The following is a 20,981-nucleotide window of genomic DNA, read 5'->3' as shown; positions in this document are numbered from 1 at the left end:
CAAACAAAAAAATTAAATAATTCATATGAAAGGATAGTAAGAAGAAAGTAATTTAATAATGTTCCTCCTTGAATTGTATTATCTGAAAATCCATTTAATATAATATTAAATATTACATATTTAAATAATTACCGTATGTAAAATGTTATATTCATTGATGGAATATATAATTGGAGGAAACATTATGAACAAGAATTTAAAATTTACTCAAATGATGATTGGGATTAGTACGGTGGCATTATCATTTGGAAGTATTCAAACACAGGTATCAGCAGAAGAAAAAGTACCCTATAATATCTTACAGATGAAACCAATTGGGACAGAAACTTCAAAGGATGAAATCGTACATGCTACAAAAATTGACGAAACATTGACTTTTGAAGAGCGTTTAAAAGTAGGCGATTTTTCACAACGTCCTACTCTGGTTATGAAACGTGATGAAATTCAATTAAAGCAAAGCTACTCTCTGGCAGAACTGAATAAAATGCCTAATAACGAACTCATTGATACACTCTCAAAAATTTCTTGGAATCAAATTACTGATTTATTTCAATTTAATCACGATACGAAAGCATTTTATCAGAATAAAGAACGCATGAACGTTATCATTAATGAATTAGGACAACGAGGAAAATCGTTTACTAAAGAGGACTCAAAGGGCATTGAAACATTTGTTGAAGTACTACGTTCTGCTTTTTATGTGGGATATTATAATAATGAATTAAGTTACTTAAAAGAGAGAAGCTTCCATGACAAATGTTTACCAGCATTAAAAGCGATTGCAAAAAATCCCAACTTTGCATTAGGTACAGCCGAGCAAGATAGAGTAGTAGCTGCGTATGGAAAATTAATTAGTAATGCTTCTAGTGATACTGAAACAGTGCAGTATGCGGTAAATATTTTAAAACACTATAATGATAACCTTTCTACGTATGTAAGTAATTATGCAAAAGGACAAGCTGTATATGAAATTGTAAAAGGAATTGATTATGATATACAGTCTTATTTACAGGATACGAATAAGAAACCTAATGAAACAATGTGGTATGGAAAGATTGATAACTTTATAAATGAGGTTAGTAGAATTGCTCTTGTGGGAAATATAACAAATGAAAATAGTTGGTTAATTAATAATGGCATTTATTATGCAGGACGTTTAGGGAAATTTCATAGTAATCCAAACAAAGGATTGGAAGTTATTACACAAGCGATGAGCTTGTATCCTCGTTTAAGTGGAGCATATTTTGTAGCCGTAGAACAAATGAAAACAAACTATGGAGGAAAAGATTATAGTGGAAATGCAGTAGATTTACAGAAAATACGTGAAGAAGGGAAACAACAATACTTACCTAAAACATATACATTTGATGACGGATCTATTGTCTTTAAGACGGGAGATAAAGTAACAGAAGAAAAAATTAAGAGATTATATTGGGCAGCCAAGGAAGTAAAAGCACAATATCACCGGGTAATTGGAAATGATAAAGCACTAGAACCGGGTAATGCTGATGATGTACTAACAATAGTAATTTATAATAATCCAGATGAATATCAATTAAATAGACAATTATATGGATATGAAACAAACAACGGTGGAATATATATTGAAGAGAAGGGGACTTTCTTTACATATGAGCGTACGCCAAAGCAGAGTATTTATAGTTTAGAAGAGTTGTTCCGTCATGAATTCACTCACTATTTACAAGGAAGATATGAGGTTCCTGGTTTATTTGGAAGCGGAGAAATGTATCAAAATGAACGTTTAACCTGGTTCCAAGAAGGGAATGCAGAATTTTTTGCAGGATCTACACGTACAAATAATGTTGTTCCGCGTAAAAGTATGATAAGTGGCTTATCATCTGATCCAGCAAGCCGTTATACAGCAAAGCAAACTTTGTTCGCCAAATATGGATCTTGGGACTTTTATAAGTATTCCTTTGCACTGCAGTCTTATTTGTATAATCATCAATTTGACACATTTGATAAGATTCAAGATTTAATCCGTGCAAACGATGTGAGAAATTATGACGCGTATCGTGAATTATTAAGCAAAAATACACAATTGAATGCAGAATATCAAGCATATATGCAGCAGTTGATTGATAATCAAGATAAATATAATGTACCGCAAGTAACAAATGATTATTTAATTCAACACGCACCAAAGACGTTAGCTGAAGTGAAAAACGAAATTGTAGATGTAGCAAATATAAAAGATGCAAAAATTAAAAAACATGAGTCGCAATTCTTTAATACATTTAGTGTGGAAGGAAAGTATACAGGTAGTACATGAAAAGGTGAGTCTGAAGATTGGAAAGCGATGAGTAAACAAGTAAACCAAACTTTAGAGCAGTTATCCCAAAAAGAGTGGGGTGGCTATAAAACAGTTACAGCTTATTTTGTAAACTATCGTGTAAATGCAGCTAATCAATTTGAATATGATATTGTTTTCCATGGTGTTGCGACAGAGGAAAAAGAAAAAACGACTACTATAGTAAATATGAATGGACCATACAGCGGGATAGTAAATGAAGAAATTCAATTCCATAGCGATGGTACAACAAGTGAAAATGGAAAAGTTATTTCTTATCTATGGAACTTTGGGGATGGTACAACAAGTACAAAAGCGAATCCTACCCACGTATATGGAGAAAAAGGAACATATACTGTCGAACTAACTGTGAAAGATAGTAGAGGAAAAGAAAGTAAAGAACAGACAAAAGTTACTGTAAAACAAGATCCGAAAACAGCCGGTTCCCTTGAAGAAGAGAAGATACTCCCGTTTAATACGCTTGTAAAAGGAAATCTGCTTACTCCTGATCAAACAGATGTTTATACGTTTAATGTTACAGATCCAAAAGAAGTAGATATTTCTGTGGTAAATGAACAAAATATTGGGATGACATGGGTACTTTATCATGAATCAGACATGCAAAATTATGTAGCTTGTGGTGAAGATGAAGGAAATACCATAAAGGGGAAATTCGAAGCGAAACCAGGCAAATATTATTTAAATGTTTATAAATTCGATGATAATAATGGTGAATATTCATTATTTGTAAAATAAATTCATATCCGATATGTATAAATGCTTATCAAAAAACAGTTACTGTAATTAAAAAGGACAGTTAAATGAAATAAGACCGTTCCTAATTATAGGAACGGTTATAAACTTATCATGTGCTAGAGGTCAATCCGAATGGCATGGAATACCTTCTCTAAACTGTATAGACATGAAAATTAACAAGTATACGTAATGATGGCAAACAACAAAACGAAACGGTTACCCTATATAAAAGCGTAACCGTTTCGTTTTGTGACAGTGGTTCATTTATGCATATTAAAAACTAGGAGGTGAGACACAATGGAAAACAATAATAGTGGAAGCAGTAACGAATTATTAGTTCGTGGTGCAGACGCAACAGCTCGTTCAAATGGATCTGTTGGTGGTGAAATCACAAAACGTCTAGTAGCAATGGCTGAACAACAACTTGGCGGTGGATTTACTCGCTAATTATAAAGTACATGGATGAAAAGGAGAGATTATATATCTCTCCTTTTTTATTGGAAAATATCTGAGCAGAGTCTTTTCAGGAGATTTAAGTAAAAGGTCAAACTCCTTCTCTATATAGCATACGGTAACCTAATAGTTAGGAATTCATCATTTTGGAACATACATAATACTAAAAAGCAGTTAGCAAAAGCTAACTGTCATAAGAACATTACATCTATGAATTTAAGGAGTACACATAGTATGCATGAAAGTTTCAAATTTATGTAACTAAAATTAAAATAGAGCAGTTAGTTGTAGCAACTGCTCTATTTAATACAACCTGGGTAAGAAGCAGGTTGTAATGTTTATTATAGATGAAATATTAGTTTTTATTCAGAAGTTGAATTACCTTAATTTATTATGACTGTGTCTTGGTCTACAACATCACTATCAAACGTGTTTGGTGCACAAACTCCATTAAAAGCATTCACAATGAACCAACAGTGGCGGCACTCGGACCATAGTACCCTTTTGTATTTTCTTTTGGAGAAACATTACAAAAATCCTCTATATTTATTAAAGTATGTATTTTGAACAAGAAGTTTAGGTATAACAGATGGCATAGTACTCACCTGCTTCGTAAGTGAGTAGTGAACTTACTCGCCACTTAGCAAAGCTTGAAGTGGGAGCTTCTCAGTTCCACGACGAAAGTAACCTTTCGTCTCCCTGAGCGTTACTTCGGGGTGTTCCACCCCTAGATGTCCAACGCATGGATGCTCTTTTGGTACGGTTGATATTTTACGCAGGAACCGAATGGCTTGGTTTTCGCACTCTATTTTCTTCCTGCAACCTTCTATATCAAGTTATCAAAGAACTTCATATAGCAAGTTTATCAAAAGTTTTTGGCTATGCCAAACCGAAAGTCATCTCCCACCTACCGGTGGGCTACGCCCTTCACACGCTTGAGGAAGGAGAATTCTTTCGGGGAATACGTTAAAAGTAATATTTTTGAAAAAGATGATTAGGTGTATTTTTTAGTAATTACAGTAAAAAGAGCAGCTAGCAAAAGCTAACTACTCGGTAACCAATTTGTTCTAAAACAGGTTAGTTATATTTTGGACAAATTATTAAAAAATATACAACATAGAAGAAAACATAAAAGAGCAGTAATCAATGTTAACCGCTATAATGAACACCAAAATAAGGGAAGAATATTTTTTTTTAACTCTTAAATAAACTACTATTAAGTAATTACAATATTTAAAAATAAAAAATGACCTTTGTTAATTACAAAAATTATTTTTTATACCAATTTTATTTCTTAATTGTTTATTACATTTAATAATATAAATAATTTTATTAAAATAAACGGGGAAAGGAAAATTAATCCAACTGTTGCACATATTGAAGAGTAAATCCAAAGGGAGAAGTGTAGAAAAAAGAATGACAAACAAATTATTAAAAATCATTATTACGTAGGGGGAAATCTGTAGATAAAATTATAACGTTAACTTGAAATCTTTTTCATCTTTAACTTATTATTCTCAAAATGATATAAATCCTCCAAATAAAAGGGGAAATCAAATATGAAATCATCGATAGATAGTATTCAAGAAAGTAAAAGATTAAAAAATCAACAAAAGGATGGGAAAGCAACATGGAAATCAATGTCTATGTTTCTAGTTCCCTTGCTTTTAAGTAACATTTTACAATCAGTTGGACAATTATTTGGTATGGTGGTAGTAGGGCGATGGCTTGGTGTGAATGAATTAGCTGCCATTTCAGCATTTTTTCCATTATTCTTCTTACTGGTTTCGTTTGTAATTGGAATTGGATCAGGTAGTTCGATTTTAATTGGTCAGGCATTTGGTGCCCGTAATGAAGAGCGTTTAAAAGCCATTGTTGGTACGACGTTGACATTTACCTTTATAATAGGAGTTATTTTGGCAATAGTGGGAAATGTATTTGCTCTGAACATTATGCGTCTTATGGGTACGCCAGAAAATATAATTGATATGAGTGTGCATTATGCACGTATTTTATTTATTTCTATGCCAGTTTTATTTCTATACTTCTCCTATACAACGTTTATTAGGGGTACAGGAGATTCTAAGACACCGTTTTATTTCTTAATTGTTAGTACATTCTTAAATATAATTCTATTACCTATTCTAATTTTTGGTTGGCTAGGAATACACAAACTTGGTGTGTACGGAGCTGCTTATGCTTCTGTTATCTCAACCATTGTAACATTTATTGTTATGCTTATTTATTTAAAGAAGAAGAATCATCCACTGCAATTAGATGAGACCGTACGGAAATATCTTTGTATGGATTGGGAATTGTTAAAACTCTTATTACGCCTTGGAATTCCAGCCAGTATTAATATGATTCTTGTTTCATTATCTGAGATTGCAGTAATCGCATTTGTGAATCGTTTCGGTTCTGATGCAACTGCTGCATACGGGGTTGTAAACCAGGTTGCAAGTTATGTTCAGATGCCTGCTGTCAGTCTCGGAATAACAGTATCCATTTTCGCTGCGCAATCCATTGGTGCAAAGCAATTTAATCAATTACAGGAAGTTATTCGTGCTGGAATCGTTATGAACTATATAATTGGTGGTATATTAATTGTTTTTATTTACTTGTTTTCAAGAGAAATCTTATCGTTATTCTTAACGAGCTCGAATACAATCGAAATTGCACATAGTTTGGTGATGATTACACTTTGGAGTTATTTAATTTTCGGCCATGCTCAAATTATTGGTGCGACAATGCGAGCAAGTGGAACTGTATTATGGCCCACTATTATCGGTGTTGTATCGATATGGCTTGTAGAAGTCCCAGTTGCTTATTACCTTTCTTATCATACAAATCTTGGTATAAAAGGAATATGGATTGGATATCCAGCTGCATTTATTGTAAGTTTACTTTTGCAATATGGATATTATAAATTTTCATGGAAAAAGAAACGAATTTCACGACTTGTTAGTTAGGATAGAAGGTGAAAAGATATTCCCTTATAAGTTGTCAATTTTAGGGGGATGGTTACGACATCATCAAGCTAATAAAACCAAGTTACCCTCAAACGGGGTATCTTGGTTTTATATTGTAAATTCAATATCACTCATTTATAAATTTAGTTAGTAACCAGAGTCTTCTGAAGTAAGATTATCTATCATTTTATAATCGTATTTTTGCAATGGTTTTTCAGCAGGCCCTTCAAGTACTTCTCCTGTATACGAGAATCGCGAACCATGGCATGGACAATCCCAAGAACGTTCACCATTGTTCCATTCAACTTCGCATCCGATATGAGTACAAGTTGTATCTACAATATGAAGTTTACCTTCTGCATCTTTATAAGCTCCTTTTCTATGGCCATCAATATCAATGACGGCTCCTTCATCGTTAGATAAATCATGGATGCGCTTTTGAGGGATTTCTAACTTTCCTTTAATTAAGTGACCAACAACATTGGCATTTTCGACTAAGAAATTCTTTAAACTAGGATTCATGTGGAAACGAGAGGGAGTATATAATTCCCGATATTTGCTTTTTTCCTTTAATATGATGTCTCGGAATAAAAGAGCAGCTGCAGTCCCATTAGTCATACCCCATTTTCTGTATCCAGTAGCAATTAATATATTTCTCTGATCGGAGGTGATTTCTCCGATATAAGGAATTTTGTCTAGTGTAATTAAATCTTGTGCTGACCAACGATATGGGATATTTTCAAGGCCAAAAACTTGTTGCCCGAATATTTCTAGTGCTTCATAATGTTTTAGTGTTTCTCCGCCTTGTCCCGTTTTATGACTTTCTCCAGAGATAAGAATAAATTTTTCTCCATTAATTGTTGTAGAACGGAGGGAACGGGTTGGTTCATCTACACTAATATACATACCACCTGGATAATCTGTTTTTGTCTTAGCGGCAATTATATAGGATCGGTCTGCATGCATTCTTGTAGAGTAAAGTCCTGCGCCTTCATAAAAAGGGAAATGAGAACAAGAGAGAATATACTTGCCTGTAATTTGAGCTCCTCCACGGGTAAGAACTACAGGTTGTTCGCCTGTTTTTATATTTACTGCTGTGGTATTTTCAAAGATGTATCCACCTTTTTCTGTAATTATATTTGAAAGATGAGCTAAATATTTAAGGGGATGAAATTGTGCTTGATTTCTCATAACAAGTGCATTGTGTATTTTTAAGTTAATAGGAAGTTTGTTTACAAGTTCGCCTTCAATACGAAGCTCTTTATAAGCTTCTGCTTCTTTTTCTAACTTAAATGCATATTCTTCTGTTGTGGAATACATATAAGCATCTTGTTGAGTGAAATCGCAATCAATGTGATGTTTATTAATTGTGGCTTGAATGAAATTTAAAGCATCTATGTTTGCTTCGTAATACAATCTTGCGGTAGTTTTTCCAGTATATCTGATAAGCTCGTCATAAATCATATCATGTTGAGCAGTAATTTTAGCTGTCGTATGTCCAGTCGTTCCATTTAATAATTTGTCTGCCTCTATAACAGCGACTTTTAGGCCTTCATTTACTAAAAGATAGGCAGAAGTAATGCCAGTAATTCCTCCTCCTACAATAATAACATCTACCTGCATTTCATTTTCTAAGGAAGGGTATTCTGGTAAATGAATACTGCTCGTCCAATAAGATTCGGCGTTATGGGGTAATATTCCACTGTAATTCTCATTATTCGTCACTATAAATCCTCCATCCAATGTTTTATAGTTTTATTATTTCCACTTATTGGAGAGGTAAACTTTGAGCTTAGAAAACAGCAAATAGTGGCTGTGTAGTATATTCAATTAAGACATAATTTTATTTGAACATTGTTTTTACTTTTAAATAAAGTTTATTCAAATAGATACTAATAACTTTGATAAATAATCATAGAAAAGAGCGTGTTTTGAAAAAGGTAAATCAAAACACGCTCTTAATATTTTCAGTTGGTTTATTATTTTATAAAAAGTTTAATCATTTCCTATCTGCATTACTATACTATTAGACTCTTTTCTTGAATATGTCTAATAGTTAAAGTGCAGAATTCAAGTGCTTATAAGGAATACTTAGCTAACTGTTCACCCCAAGATGATAATTCAGTTTCAATAAATCCTGCTTTTTTATATACAAATTTAGCTGTAAGGTTTTCAGGAGCATATCCAATCATTATTATAGAAATGTTTGCGTTATTATTTCTTCTTATCTCATCAATTACCAGATGTATAGCTTGTTTACCTATACCTTGTCCTTGAAATTTTTCATCAATCATAAGTCTATAAATCCAATAATTATTATCATCAGAATCTATCCCAAACATAGTAAATCCTATCATTTTTTCATCAAGATAAATACCGTTTGCATAGAAATTATCTAGAAATTGAACTTCTGCGATAGAATAAAGGTTGGATGCAATAAATTTTTGTTGTTCTTCTGTAACAGAAAGTTTAATCGCTTCTTCCCAATTACTTTTGTCAATGGCCTTTAAATAAATCTTATTCAATCTGATACTCTCCTTTCAATATTGAAGAGGAAGCACGTAGTTTATGTGCTAGTGATACGTTATCCTCTTGTTTTTTTGCCCAATCAAATAGAAATATTTTCTCATCGACAACGCCTCCTTAAAGGTACAATTCAAAACACATTATTATAATCAATATAAATATATTCTTTCCACTATAAATTCTTTTCCTGTTGAAAAGATCCTATTTCTCTATCTAATTTATCAAAGGTATATGATACCAAATATCGGGAGAATCTCTTTGCAAACAATTGTATTTCATCTTGAATAAAGAATGACGTTTTTTGTTTTGGAGAAGAATATGATTTTTAACTTGATAGTCGTGTGGCGGTACACTATTGTCATCAACCTATTATTCTATGATTTTTGTTTCTATTTACCAATATTTTCATTGTTACTGAACTCTACTTCATTAAAAGTTTGTTTATATCCCAGGTTGCCTCGTGTGAAAATAAGAATAAGTAAAGCAACAAATCCCAATCCTATCACTACAAATATATCCGTATTCTTTAAAACAGGGTTGGTGGAATGAGTTTGTACCAAACTGAACGTATTTACACTCGTATGAATTAGCATGACAATAAATAAGTTACCGTGATTGCAGTTATAGACCCAAGTAAGAATAATTGAGATGGGCAAACATAGTAAAATAAAAATTGGCAAATGGATATATAGGAGAGAAAGGTCAGAACCCGGGCCACCCCTTTGTGCAGCCGTTAAGAAATGCGGAAGATGCCAAAAAGCCCACAAAACACTAAGAAGTAATGTTGCTTTTAACGGTCCAAATTTCGATTGTAATCGAGGCAGAGCGAAACCACGCCATCCGATTTCCTCGGGTAAAGGCCCACCGAGAAAGAAAATTGCTACAAAAGAGAAGAGATAGGTTATAAAAAATTCAAAATTAAGGTCACGGAAAGTAGGTATCTCTCCATTTACTATCACCATCCCCAGAAACATTGCAGCGGGGATAACGATGAGAGTAAACAAGTACCACTTCAAACCGACCTTAGTAGATAGAATGCTTTTTCTAACTTTTTTCCATGACTCTTTGCCTTCAAGAGTTTGAAACATGATACACGCTGCTAACATTGGGCCTGCAAATGCATTGGCAAAAAAGAAAATATCAAATGCCTTTGTTTTAGGGAAAATACCCCATTGGGATAAGATAAATGGGATTAATACAGCCCATGAGAATAAATATGCCATTACAAAAAATGAAGTTAACGGATAGGATTCCAAATACCCTCTCAGACCTGTTGATGAGTTTTTTGATTTTGTTAAATAATTCAACACAATCACCTCTTTATTTATAAAATACCGTATATGTACTAATTCTACATATTTTCATACAGAACCTTTTTGACGTAATAGAGTTGAGTTTTTTGTAAGAAAGGAGCGATAAATTATCAAAGAAATATAGAAATTTCTATAACAGTTTCCTTCATTTCCGTGTCTATCTTGAATACATCTGGGGGAACATCCCATGCCTATCAAATTAAGAACATAGACAACATGAACTTCGTCTATTAGAACTAAAATATTCTTAATGCAGAGGTAGACTCTTACAAATGTGGTTATTAATGCTTCACTAACATGATTCGTTGAACCCTCAATATAGAGGCATACTAGATTATGATGTTTTTCCGTAACAAATGTAGTTAAAAGTTTTTAGGTTTAGAGAGAGTTATAGAGGGTATATATACATTATAAAGAGTTGATTGGAGATAAACTTTATAGTGAATTAGTCTATAAAACTTACATTCTTACTTTAAATAAAAAGGGGGGAATATATATGAGTAAAAGGTTAATGAATAAGAGGATTCTATTTATTTTGTAAACGAGGAGCGTGTGAAAAATGAAAAATATGAAACGTAAGCTAGGAACCTTTGCACTTACAATGACTGGGATTGGCTCGATTTTAGGATCTGGCTGGTTATTTGGTGCATGGAAGGCCGCCAAAATATCAGGGGGGGCCGCTATCTTTTCTTGGGTCTTAGGAATGATTGTAATATTATTCATTGCCTTACCATATAGCGAGTTAGGAGCCATGATTCCAGAGGCTGGCGGAATGGTAAAATATACCCAATATTCACATGGAGATTTCGTAGGATTTATTGCTGCATGGGCTAATTGGATAGCCATCGTCTCAGTTATTCCGGTTGAAGCTATAGCCTCAATACAATATATGAGTTCGTGGCCTTGGGAATGGGCAAGTTGGGCCAAGGATTTAGTAGACAATGGAATGCTAACTTCAAAGGGTCTTGCAGCTGCTTCTTTGCTAATTTTTATATATTTCTTTTTAAATTATTGGACTGTTAGTCTATTTGCAAAAATAAACTCCCTAATTACCATATTTAAAATTATAATTCCTGGTCTTACAATTGGTGCATTGCTATTTGTTGGATTTCATGGAGAGAACTTTACTAGTCATCAGGACTTTAATGTATCTAATTGGTCAAATGTATTAACTGCTATGGCAACATCTGGTGTTATTTTTGCATTCAATGGTTTTCAAAGCCCGATTAATATGGCTGGTGAAGCAAAGAATCCAGGGAAATCCATTCCTCGGGCAGTTGTGGGATCCATTTTAATTGCAACTGTAATATATGTATTATTACAAATTGCTTTTATCGGCGCTGTGAATCCTAATATGATAATTAACGGATGGTCAAATTTAAATTTTAATTCACCATTTGCTGATTTAGCGATAGCACTAAATATTAATTGGCTAGTTATTGTATTATATTTAGATGCTTTTGTATCTCCTTCTGGTACAGGTACTACTTATATGGCAACCACATCACGCATGCTATACGGAATGGAGAAGAATGGATATTTTCCAAAAGTTTTTGGGACATTACATCCTATATATGGTGTGCCTAGATTTGCCATGATGTTTAATTTATTGATTTGTTTTGTTTTTTTATTTTTATTTAAAGGATGGGGTGTTTTAGCTGAAGTTATTTCAGTAGCTACATTAATTTCATATGTTACTGGACCTATAACAGTAATGACTTTGAGAAAAACTGCACCTAATTTTCATCGTCCTTTCTATATAAGGAGATTAAACATTATTGCACCTTTAGGGTTCATATTTGCATCATTAACATTATATTGGGCAAGATGGCTATTAACAGGAGAAGTAATGTTTATTATTCTTATGGGCTTACCTATATATTTTTATTATCAATTAAAAACAAAATGGGTTGGATTTAAGAAGAATTTTTTAGCTGGATTATGGATTGTGGGGTATTTATTATTTATGATTTGTATATCGTACATTGGAAGTGAAAGATTTGGTGGGTTAAATATTATAACTTACGGATGGGATATGGTACTCATTTCAATTGTTTCTTTTCTATTTTATAGATGGGCTATAAATAGCGGATTTAAAACTAAGGATCTAAAAGTAGCACAGAAGATTAATCGGACAATCAGTTAAATGCTATACATAAATTAGAAAAAATGAATTTCTAAGAGTTAACTTATGCTATTTTGAAATTTTTAATTGAGAGTCACCTTACATGCTCATCACGCTAATATTTTAAAGTATCTCCAAAACGAAAATTTTATTATTTTATAGTTATTTATGAGAGTTTAACTCATTTTCTTCGTTTGTGGGGACTACCAAATCCTTCAGTTGATGGGTATGTGGTGCTAGCCCATCAAGGGCTACCAACTACAAAACGCGGATATCGTACGTTATCAAGACCTAAATTCAAAGAAACCTAAAATATAAGAGTCCTAACATATTATATATGACTAATATGTTAGGTTTTTTTATTTTTTGCACTGATTTTTGGATCTGAGTTTGTGTAATATTTTTCTTTATTTGGATGGTAAGAAAAAGAATCCAGTTTGAAAAATCCTTGATCAAAATTGATTCCACTTTTGAGATTGACTATTTATCTTTCATAAAAAAGTTTGATCATTTTTGTGATTTTTCCTCCATTAAAGCGCTTTATAATGGAATACCGAAAATAGAAATTCGAATGCAAATTAGCTTATTTTCCTTCAACTAACGCCATCTATCCATGGTAAAGTTAACATTTTTCCCCATAAGGAATAATGACTTTGTTTAATAATCAGTATCATTTTGCTAATGTAATGAACCTACTTTATTAATTTTCAACGGAAACCCTCTTCATTAATCGCTTTAATTTATTTTCAGTATCTGTTTCCCCTACTGGCGTGTAGATACTGCACCGTAAATCCATATCACCTTGAACTTGAAGAGAAGTTAAATTAAACAACATTTTGCCTGCTTTAGCATGTCTGAATTCAATTATCATGTCTGGAGCCTTACTCACTTGACTTTCTTTCCATAAATCCTGGAATTCTGGATGGGAATTACTCATTTCTTTAATAAACTGGCTATACCATTCATCGTCTAAATAGCGTCCATAATAGGTACGGAAAATCGCAAGAAAACCTTTCACAAAATGGTCCCAATTGACAGCCAATGCTTTTAATTCCTTTCTAGTGAATACTAAACGAATCAAATTTCTTTGATCATTCGGTATTTGTTCAAAATCTAAAAAAACATAAGCTGCTGCAGGATTCCAGCCTACAATATGGCAATGTCGATCCGTAATGATAGTCGGACAATATGTTAACTCATCTAGTATTCGTATTAAAGAAGGGCTAATCTTTGATTGATCTTTTTTTTGACTTGTAATTTCTGAATTTGTTTCAAATGCTAGGTCATATAAGTAGTCGGTTTCATCAATATTTAATTGCAAAGCTTTAGAAATACAATCAAGTACGAGTGTAGAAACCTTTATATCTCTTCCTTGCTCTAGCCATGTATACCAAGTAGTGCTTACACCTGCTAACTGCGCAACCTCTTCTCTTCGTAACCCAGGTGTTCTTCTCCGGTTTCCGGCAGACAAACCAATAGACTCTGGACTAATTTGGGCGCGCTTAGCTTTTAAGAATGCCGACAGAGCTTTAAGCCTTGTTTTATTATTCATTTTTAAAACTCCTTATCTTATCAATTTATCCTAGTAGTAGTTATACTAGGATAAATCCCCCCCTTGTAATAGGATAAATTGACTGTAAAATACAAGTATATTATTGATTGGAGGGAATGCAAAGTGGAAAGAGTTGTGATTACTGGTATGGGAGTAGTTTCTCCTATAGGAAACGACATCAAAACATTTTGGAACAATCTAATTAAAGGGGAATCTGGTATAGTCAATATCGATACTTTCGATGTTACCAATCATAAAACAAAAATTGCGGGTATCGTCCAAGATTTTGATGCAGATGAAGTTTTAGGAAAGAAAGAAGCAAGGCGTTTAGATCGTTTTTCTCAATTTGCTTTGGCTGCAGCTGAACAAGCTTGGTCAGATTCTAAGTTAGACCTCGATCGTATAGATGTAGAAAGGTTAGGCGTATACGTAGGTTCAGGTATCGGAGGGATTGAAACCTTGATTGAAAATGTTGATGCGTTTAGGCAGAAGGGACCAAGAAGAGTCAGCCCAACTCTAGTACCTGCCATAATGTCTAATGCTGCTGCAGCACAAATTAGTATCAAGTGGAATGCGATGGGGCCTTCTATGTCACCTGTTTCTGCTTGCGCAATTGGAAATACAGCTATCGGAGAAGCCTTTAGACTAATTCGTTATGGGGAAGCTGACGTTATATTTGCGGGTGGAACAGAGTCAGCTATAATAGACTTATCAATAGCCAGCTTTGGTAACGCTACAGCATTATCAACAAGAAACGATAATCCTACTAAGGCTAGTCGTCCATTTGATGAAAATCGAGATGGATTTGTCATGTCAGAAGGAGCTGGAATTTTAATTTTAGAATCTTTATCTCACGCTTTACGTAGAGAGGCAAAGATTTATGCAGAAGTCATTGGATATGGTGCAAGTTCAGATGCGCACCATATCGTAGCTACACATCCGGAAGGTAAAGGTGCTTATCTTGCAATGAGATCTGCTTTAAAAAATGCCAATATATCGCCTGAAGAAGTTGATGTTATTAGTGCCCATGCAACAAGTACAAAAGTGGGGGACATCTCTGAAACGATGGCTATTAAGCAGCTGTTTGGAAAACAAGCTTATCAGATTCCGGTAACAGCTAATAAATCTATGTTGGGTCATATGTTAGGGGCAGCTGGTGGAGTTGAAGCAATTGCTTTAGCAATGAGCTTAAAGGAAGGTATAGTTCCTCCAACAATTAACTTAGAAAACCCTGATCCATTATGTGATCTGGATTATGTACCATCTGTTGCTCGCCAAGTGAAAATAAATATAGGTCTATCTAACTCATTTGGTTTCGGAGGTCATAATGCAGCTATTGTTTTAAAGAAATACGAGTGAATAATTCTAACCGTTTCTAGAGGAAACGGTTAGAATTATTCAATAAAATGGCCCGTTTGCTTAATAAGAAAAAATCCTACATTATCAAAAGTCCACATATAAAAGGTTTAACTTTGTTTTAAATCCATAATTAAAAGTACTTAAAATCTTTTGTGAGCTCATAATAGGTGATTTTTGGTACCAAGGTTGAAGAATTCCTTCTTAGCTTTAATTCAAAAACATCAAAATTACCGGAAGCATAAGTTTACCATAAATAAAAAGAACCATAACCTTGCCAATCCGGAAAACTTATGGTTTATATCACACCAAAAAATGATGGTTCATGGTAAGCAACAACTAGTCTACAAGCAAGTAATTTCCACAATTCTTAAGTAATTCTTTTTCCTTTTTTCGAGAGAAGAGGAAAAAACACAAAAAAATAGAAGATTGAGATCAATCTTCTTTAAAAAAGGAACAGATGACAGATTACTAATCCAACTCTTAATCAATTATAAATAAGCACATGTAAATATTCAATCCATTCCGAGTTTTCTCAACATATTTGTCTTATTTTTAAATTATATATCCTTATTCTCCTTTTCTAATAAACATTTTATATCATTGCAAAAGAAAAAATAATAAAGAAACCGAATTCCTTAACAGGTGGAATTCGGTTTCTTACTACAATATTTAACTGCAATTAGGAAAAGATTGTCCCCTTTAAAAGATAATATATTTATTTATAATTCGGATCGGAAGGTTTTACCTAACTGGTTACCAAGACCAAAGTAATGACGAAAATTATATATAAGTGGGCTCCATTTATTTGGGTCAATATGATTTTCTTCAATAATGATTTCCTTGTGAGCATGCACATGTATAGCTTGTGTCTCAACAATTGCAAAATCAGAAGAATAATCAGGAATTCGAATGTGTTTCACCCTTGCCTCAATTTGAATTGGACACTCCATAATTCGAGTAGGTTTTACCGATTTAGACTTAGTAGGTGTTAATCTACTAATATCATATTTTTCTTTTTCATATGTAAATCCATTCTTTTTCATATGTAAATCCATTCTTTTTCTTATAATCTGGAACGGGATTTTTCCCTGTATAGGGGGCTAACTGTTCAACATTCTCCCATAATGAAGGACTCGGAACATTGATTACACATTCAGGATGTCGTTCTAAATTTTCAATCGCTTTCCCGCCAAGTCCAATCCCTAATATAATACAATCTCCTAATGCCCATGATGATGACAGAGGGCTGATATTTACTGTTCCATCTTCATTTAGCGAATTTAGTAAAATCACAGGAGTTCCGTAGTATAGAATTTTAGGTTTAATAATTTCTGTATTTGGAACATGAGCCATTTTTTTATCTTTATTTCTCCTCCTATTCATATGTTCTTCCTTATTTATTGTAGAATATAAACATTTCGATTATCATCGAAATATGGATTACATTAGGGGGAATTAAAATGAATGCAAATCCAAATGTAGCAATGATTGCTACCCTTGTCAGTGAAGCTTCTCGTGCAGCAATATTAACAGTCTTATTAGATGGTAGATTCCATCCTGCAAGCGAATTAGCATATATGGCAGGAATCAAACCACAGACGGCTAGTTTCCATTTAACAAAAATGGTCGATGCGAATGTAGTTACGGTTGAAAAACAGGGAAGACATCGATATTATGGGATTCGAAATCAGGAAGTTGCTCAAGTTATGGAGTCATTTTTATCAATAGCTCCGCCAATTGAAATTAAATCATTAAAACAGGCTTCAGAAGATAAAGCGATGCGTTTTGCAAGAACATGTTATGATCATCTTGCGGGAAATTTAGGCGTACAATTAACAGATTCTTTAATTAAAATAGGTGTTATTTATGAAGAAAAGGACGGGTTTACTGTTACTGAAAAAGGAGAGTCATTCTTTACAACTTTTCAAATTGATCTTGAAAAGGTTAGGAAAAAACGTCGTTCATTCACACACAAATGTTTAGATTGGAGTGAAAGACGTCACCACCTTGCGGGAGCATTAGGGAATGCACTTCTAGAAAGACTATTAGAATTAAATTGGGTTCAACGTTTACCTAAAACAAGAGCAATAAAAATCACTGCTGACGGGGAAAAGGGAATAAAAGAAACATTTTCTTTTGATATTACAAACAACTAGGTTTTGAATAGAAAACAGCCGATTTACTCTTAACAGGTTAAAATTCGGCTCTTTTCTTATCCCAAATTGCTTAGCGTGGTTTTTTTCCGAAATGCTGGCGGTACCCCATCGCCGTCAAGCTAAGATTTTACATTATCCATAAAGCAAAAAATACGTTATCCCTTCCTGTGATTCTGCAGAAAGAATAGCGTATTTTTTCATTTTAGTAGGAATTTTGTTTTCTTTGCTTGATAGAGATGTGGTGCTACTCCATTAGTAAAACAAAGAATTTAATTAGCTTACTGAAAAAGTGACTTTAAGTAGGAGGTATATATACGGAATACCACCAGCATTTCTCTCATTTTCCACTTTAATTTATGGAATGAAGTATTTGACGTAAATAACTTCTTCTAATAATAAGGTAGTAAATTATTTGTACACTAATAAAGCTCGTGAATATGAGAATAGAATTTCCTGCAATAGGTAAGTCTATGTGTCTGCTCTGCGCTAAAAACCTTATTGCCAAGAAGGCCACGCTAATATGAAGAACAGAAATCACAATAGGTATAAAAAATAATATACTAATTTGTTGGGTTACAATTTTTTTTATCTCTCTTTTAGTTAACCCTAATTTAGAAAGCATTTGAAATTGGCTTTTATCTCGATCTAAATCTGTAAATAAACGGAAGTATAAGAAACTAATTGTAAATATAAAAAATACAACACCTACTAGTACACTGAGAATAGATAGTATCGCATTCACTTGTTTACCTTCTAACCATTTTAATACCGGGGAATCAAATATAAAAGGTGGGCGTCCGCTTCTATAATCATTTGGAATTATCTTTGTAAGTTTTTTAGCCATATCTGCTGTTTCATACATGTTTTTAATTAAAAAACGATAGTCTATATACTGATCGATCTTTGCTTCTCCTAACTGTGTATTTAGCATTGTTTCGTACATTGAATCCGAAACAACGACAGAAAAATTATCAGATGAGCTGATAATATTATCCATTAATATTTTATTATCAGAAAAATTATAATTCATAGTACCGTGTTCCAGTGTAAGGGATGAAGACAGTTTCTTTAATTTCTCTTGAGGAGCTACTCTCAGATACATTTTTGATGGCAGGATTAGACTGTCTGTTTCCTTATTTAACGTTTCTGCTGGGTATCCTAGTGTTTTGGCAGTTGCGTTGTAATCAGTCAGTTTCATAATTGGTGTTGCGTGACTTGTTGTATTAAAACCAGTAGAAGTTACTAATTTATATGAGAATCCATCATTATGTAATTGTTTCTCTATTTGAGAAATATGAAATGCCTCCTCCTTGTTGTGTTTATATGATTTATATTCAAATGCATAAGGACTGTTAACTTCCGCTAATGCGCCATTTCCAATAGAAAGGCAAGCACCAATAGAGGTAAAGGCAACTGCGGAAAGTATACTTACTAGAAAGAGTGTTCGTGCGTTATCTGTCATTCGATATGTTAACTCTGAAAGCATTAACATATTGGTTTTTTTAAAGAAAGTGTATTGACGATTTTTCAATATTGTAATGACATAAAAGCTGAGCTGAGTAAATAAAAAGTATGTTCCTAATACAGTTAAGAAAACACATAGTAATAGAACATATATCTCAATTCCTTTTTTAAATGCTATATCCAAATAAAACGCTGAGGCATATCCAATGCAAATACAAAGAATTGAGAAGAAAGTTAGCCATTTAGATGACTTTGGTTCCGCTTTTGGTTTTTCTTCAGATTTCATGAGTTCAATTAGCTGTGATACCTTCATTACTCGTACAGTGAAAAAAGAGATAAGTATAAATAAAATAAAAAACATAAGAGATGTCACTAAAATTGCATTAGTAGGAAAATGAAATGGAAGCCCACCTTTTAACAGGAAAAGGGAACCACTTATCAGTAAGATTAATTTTCCAAAAACTAATCCAAGTCCAATCCCAACAATAATTGCAGAACATCCAATTAACATATTTTCCATGAAAATTAGCTTTTTTAATTGTGCGTTAGACATGCCATGGAGTAATAAAATCCCAAATTCCTTTTTCCTTGTTTTTAAAAACATAGTAATAGAATAGAGAATGAAAAAGAAGGAGAAAAATATAATTAGATATTGAGCAATTTTAAATCCTTTTGTACTTAAAGAACTCATGGTTTCACTGGTCGATACAAGATTTCCAGTGAAATTAGGATGAAATGCAAGCAATTCAAAAGTAAATAGAATCATCACGGCAAATGTACTACTCAAAAAATGTCCAAGGTATAATCGTTTATTACGAGTGACATTATTATATACAAGTTGACGAAAATTCATGTTAATTACCTCCTAGTAAAGATAGTACATCTGTAATATCTTTGTGAAATTTTGAACGATTGTCATCGCAATAAATTTCATTATAAAAAGATCCATCTGTAATGAAGATTACTCGATCACAGTAACTCGCAGCTACGGGATCATGTGTCACTAGCATCATAGTTACTTGTTGATCTTGATTTAATTTCTTTAGGAGTTCCATGACATCATTTGCCGCTTTTGAATCTAAATTTCCTGTTGGTTCATCTGCTAATATTAATTGAGGAGAATGAATAAGGGCACGAGCAATGGCGGTTCGTTGAGCTTGTCCTCCTGAAATTTCATAGGTTCTTTTATTTAAAATCTGTTCAATCCCTAGTTTTTTGGAAATGACTTCTACTTTGTTGTTCATTTCATTCAAACTTACATTATCTAATGTAAGTGGTAAAACAATATTCTCTTTTACAGTTAGCGTATTCATAAGGTTAAAGGATTGAAAGACAAAGCCTAGTTCACGGCGTCTAAATAATGCTAAATCATTAGAAGATGAAGTGAAGGGAACCCGAATAGTGGTACATGAAAAAAACACCTCCTGAATTCGCATACTAAGTATGCAAATTCAATGGAGGTGTTTTTGGTTTGAAGACAAGAGTTCATTACCCAGAAGAAATAAAGTGGAAAGTGATTGAAATGAAAAAGGATGGATATTCCAATCGGACCATTATGGAGAAGCTTGGAATTAAAAATGTTTCCCAAATTAAGACGTGGATGAAGTGGTATCGTACCGGTCAAACGTACCGTTTTCAACAACCTGTAGGAAAACAATATTCTTATGGAAAAGGGCCAAAAGAGTTAAATGAATTGGAACAGCTACGGTTAGAAAATAAACAGTTAAAAACAAAATTACTGATATGGGGAAAGTATCTGGAAATCGAAAGGAGTTGAACCCGGAAACTGTAGTTACTTTATGGACCGATTTAAAAACAAAACTAACGGTAAAAGAATTGTGTAATGTATTAGAATTACCCCGGTCTACATTTTATCGTTGGTTACAACGAACAGTGGATCTAAGAGATGAGATAGAAGAGAAAATAAAGGATGTTTGTCTTCGGCATAAATTACGATATGGATATCGAAGAGTGACCGCAACTCTTCGGAAAATGGG

The 20,981-nt window shown here is 33.2% G+C and carries 9 protein-coding genes and 6 pseudogenes; 7 read left to right on the top strand and 8 right to left on the bottom strand.

What is annotated here, in order from left to right:
• The first annotated feature begins 184 nt into the window (after positions 1-184).
• Both colA and ACO6VI_RS27235 read left to right on the top strand, forming a co-directional pair.
• A pseudogene (colA, locus tag ACO6VI_RS27240) lies at positions 185-3,067 on the top strand (collagenase ColA).
• A gap of 342 nt (positions 3,068-3,409) precedes the next feature.
• Positions 3,410-3,514 (top strand): annotated as a pseudogene (locus ACO6VI_RS27235) (small, acid-soluble spore protein, alpha/beta type); the annotation flags it as partial.
• A 389-nt stretch (positions 3,515-3,903) separates the two neighbouring features.
• Here the strand turns inward: ACO6VI_RS27235 and ACO6VI_RS27230 are convergent.
• Positions 3,904-4,116: pseudogene (locus ACO6VI_RS27230) on the bottom strand (spore germination protein).
• Positions 4,117-5,160: 1,044 nt separating this feature from the next.
• Between ACO6VI_RS27230 and ACO6VI_RS27225 the strand changes: the two are divergent.
• The gene (locus ACO6VI_RS27225) at positions 5,161-6,489 is read left to right on the top strand and encodes an MATE family efflux transporter (protein WP_422424625.1); all 1,329 of its coding nucleotides are present in this window, start codon (positions 5,161-5,163) and stop codon (positions 6,487-6,489) included.
• Positions 6,490-6,636: 147 nt separating this feature from the next.
• Here ACO6VI_RS27225 and ACO6VI_RS27220 read toward each other — a convergent pair whose 3' ends face one another.
• The 3 genes from ACO6VI_RS27220 to ACO6VI_RS27210 form a co-directional block, all read right to left on the bottom strand.
• Positions 6,637-8,214, bottom strand: coding sequence for an FAD-dependent oxidoreductase (locus ACO6VI_RS27220; RefSeq protein ID WP_422424614.1), 1,578 nt, complete (start codon positions 8,212-8,214; stop codon positions 6,637-6,639).
• 353 nt (positions 8,215-8,567) lie between these two features.
• A complete protein-coding gene (locus ACO6VI_RS27215) occupies positions 8,568-9,014 on the bottom strand; it encodes a GNAT family N-acetyltransferase (RefSeq protein WP_422424612.1) in 447 nt (148 codons plus the stop codon).
• Positions 9,015-9,404: 390 nt separating this feature from the next.
• On the bottom strand, positions 9,405-10,322 hold the full coding sequence (locus ACO6VI_RS27210) for a CPBP family intramembrane glutamic endopeptidase (protein ID WP_422424610.1): 918 nt from the start codon (positions 10,320-10,322) through the stop codon (positions 9,405-9,407).
• A 565-nt stretch (positions 10,323-10,887) separates the two neighbouring features.
• On the opposite strand from ACO6VI_RS27210, the gene ACO6VI_RS27205 reads away from it, so the two are divergent.
• The gene (locus tag ACO6VI_RS27205; protein WP_422424608.1) at positions 10,888-12,474 is read left to right on the top strand and encodes an APC family permease; all 1,587 of its coding nucleotides are present in this window, start codon (positions 10,888-10,890) and stop codon (positions 12,472-12,474) included.
• Between the two features lie 679 nt (positions 12,475-13,153).
• On the opposite strand, the gene ACO6VI_RS27200 is transcribed toward ACO6VI_RS27205, so the two are convergent.
• Positions 13,154-14,005, bottom strand: a complete 852-nt coding sequence (locus tag ACO6VI_RS27200) for a helix-turn-helix transcriptional regulator (RefSeq protein WP_422424606.1) — start codon at positions 14,003-14,005, stop codon at positions 13,154-13,156.
• Between the two features lie 123 nt (positions 14,006-14,128).
• Between ACO6VI_RS27200 and fabF the strand changes: the two genes are divergently transcribed.
• Positions 14,129-15,364 carry a beta-ketoacyl-ACP synthase II gene (gene fabF / locus ACO6VI_RS27195; protein WP_422424604.1) on the top strand — a complete coding sequence of 412 codons (1,236 nt, stop codon included), beginning with the start codon at positions 14,129-14,131 and terminating at the stop codon, positions 15,362-15,364.
• Between the two features lie 719 nt (positions 15,365-16,083).
• Here the strand turns inward: fabF and ACO6VI_RS27190 are convergent.
• Positions 16,084-16,717: pseudogene (locus ACO6VI_RS27190) on the bottom strand (flavin reductase).
• Between the two features lie 107 nt (positions 16,718-16,824).
• On the opposite strand from ACO6VI_RS27190, the gene ACO6VI_RS27185 reads away from it, so the two are divergent.
• The gene (locus ACO6VI_RS27185; protein WP_422424602.1) at positions 16,825-17,520 is read left to right on the top strand and encodes an ArsR/SmtB family transcription factor; all 696 of its coding nucleotides are present in this window, start codon (positions 16,825-16,827) and stop codon (positions 17,518-17,520) included.
• A gap of 349 nt (positions 17,521-17,869) precedes the next feature.
• Here the strand turns inward: ACO6VI_RS27185 and ACO6VI_RS27180 are convergent, their stop codons facing one another.
• Complete coding sequence (locus ACO6VI_RS27180) at positions 17,870-19,837, bottom strand: FtsX-like permease family protein (RefSeq protein ID WP_422424600.1); 1,968 nt, start codon at positions 19,835-19,837, stop codon at positions 17,870-17,872.
• A 1-nt stretch (position 19,838) separates the two neighbouring features.
• Positions 19,839-20,375: pseudogene (locus ACO6VI_RS27175) on the bottom strand (ABC transporter ATP-binding protein); the annotation flags it as partial.
• Between the two features lie 80 nt (positions 20,376-20,455).
• On the opposite strand from ACO6VI_RS27175, the pseudogene ACO6VI_RS27170 reads away from it, so the two are divergent.
• A pseudogene (locus ACO6VI_RS27170) lies at positions 20,456-20,981 on the top strand (IS3 family transposase); the annotation flags it as partial.

The sequence above is a fragment of the Bacillus sp. PSXD-155 genome (genome assembly GCF_049310765.1).
GTDB lineage: Bacteria > Bacillota > Bacilli > Bacillales > Bacillaceae_G > Bacillus_A > Bacillus_A cereus.
This window is presented reverse-complemented; position numbering and strand designations above follow the sequence as displayed.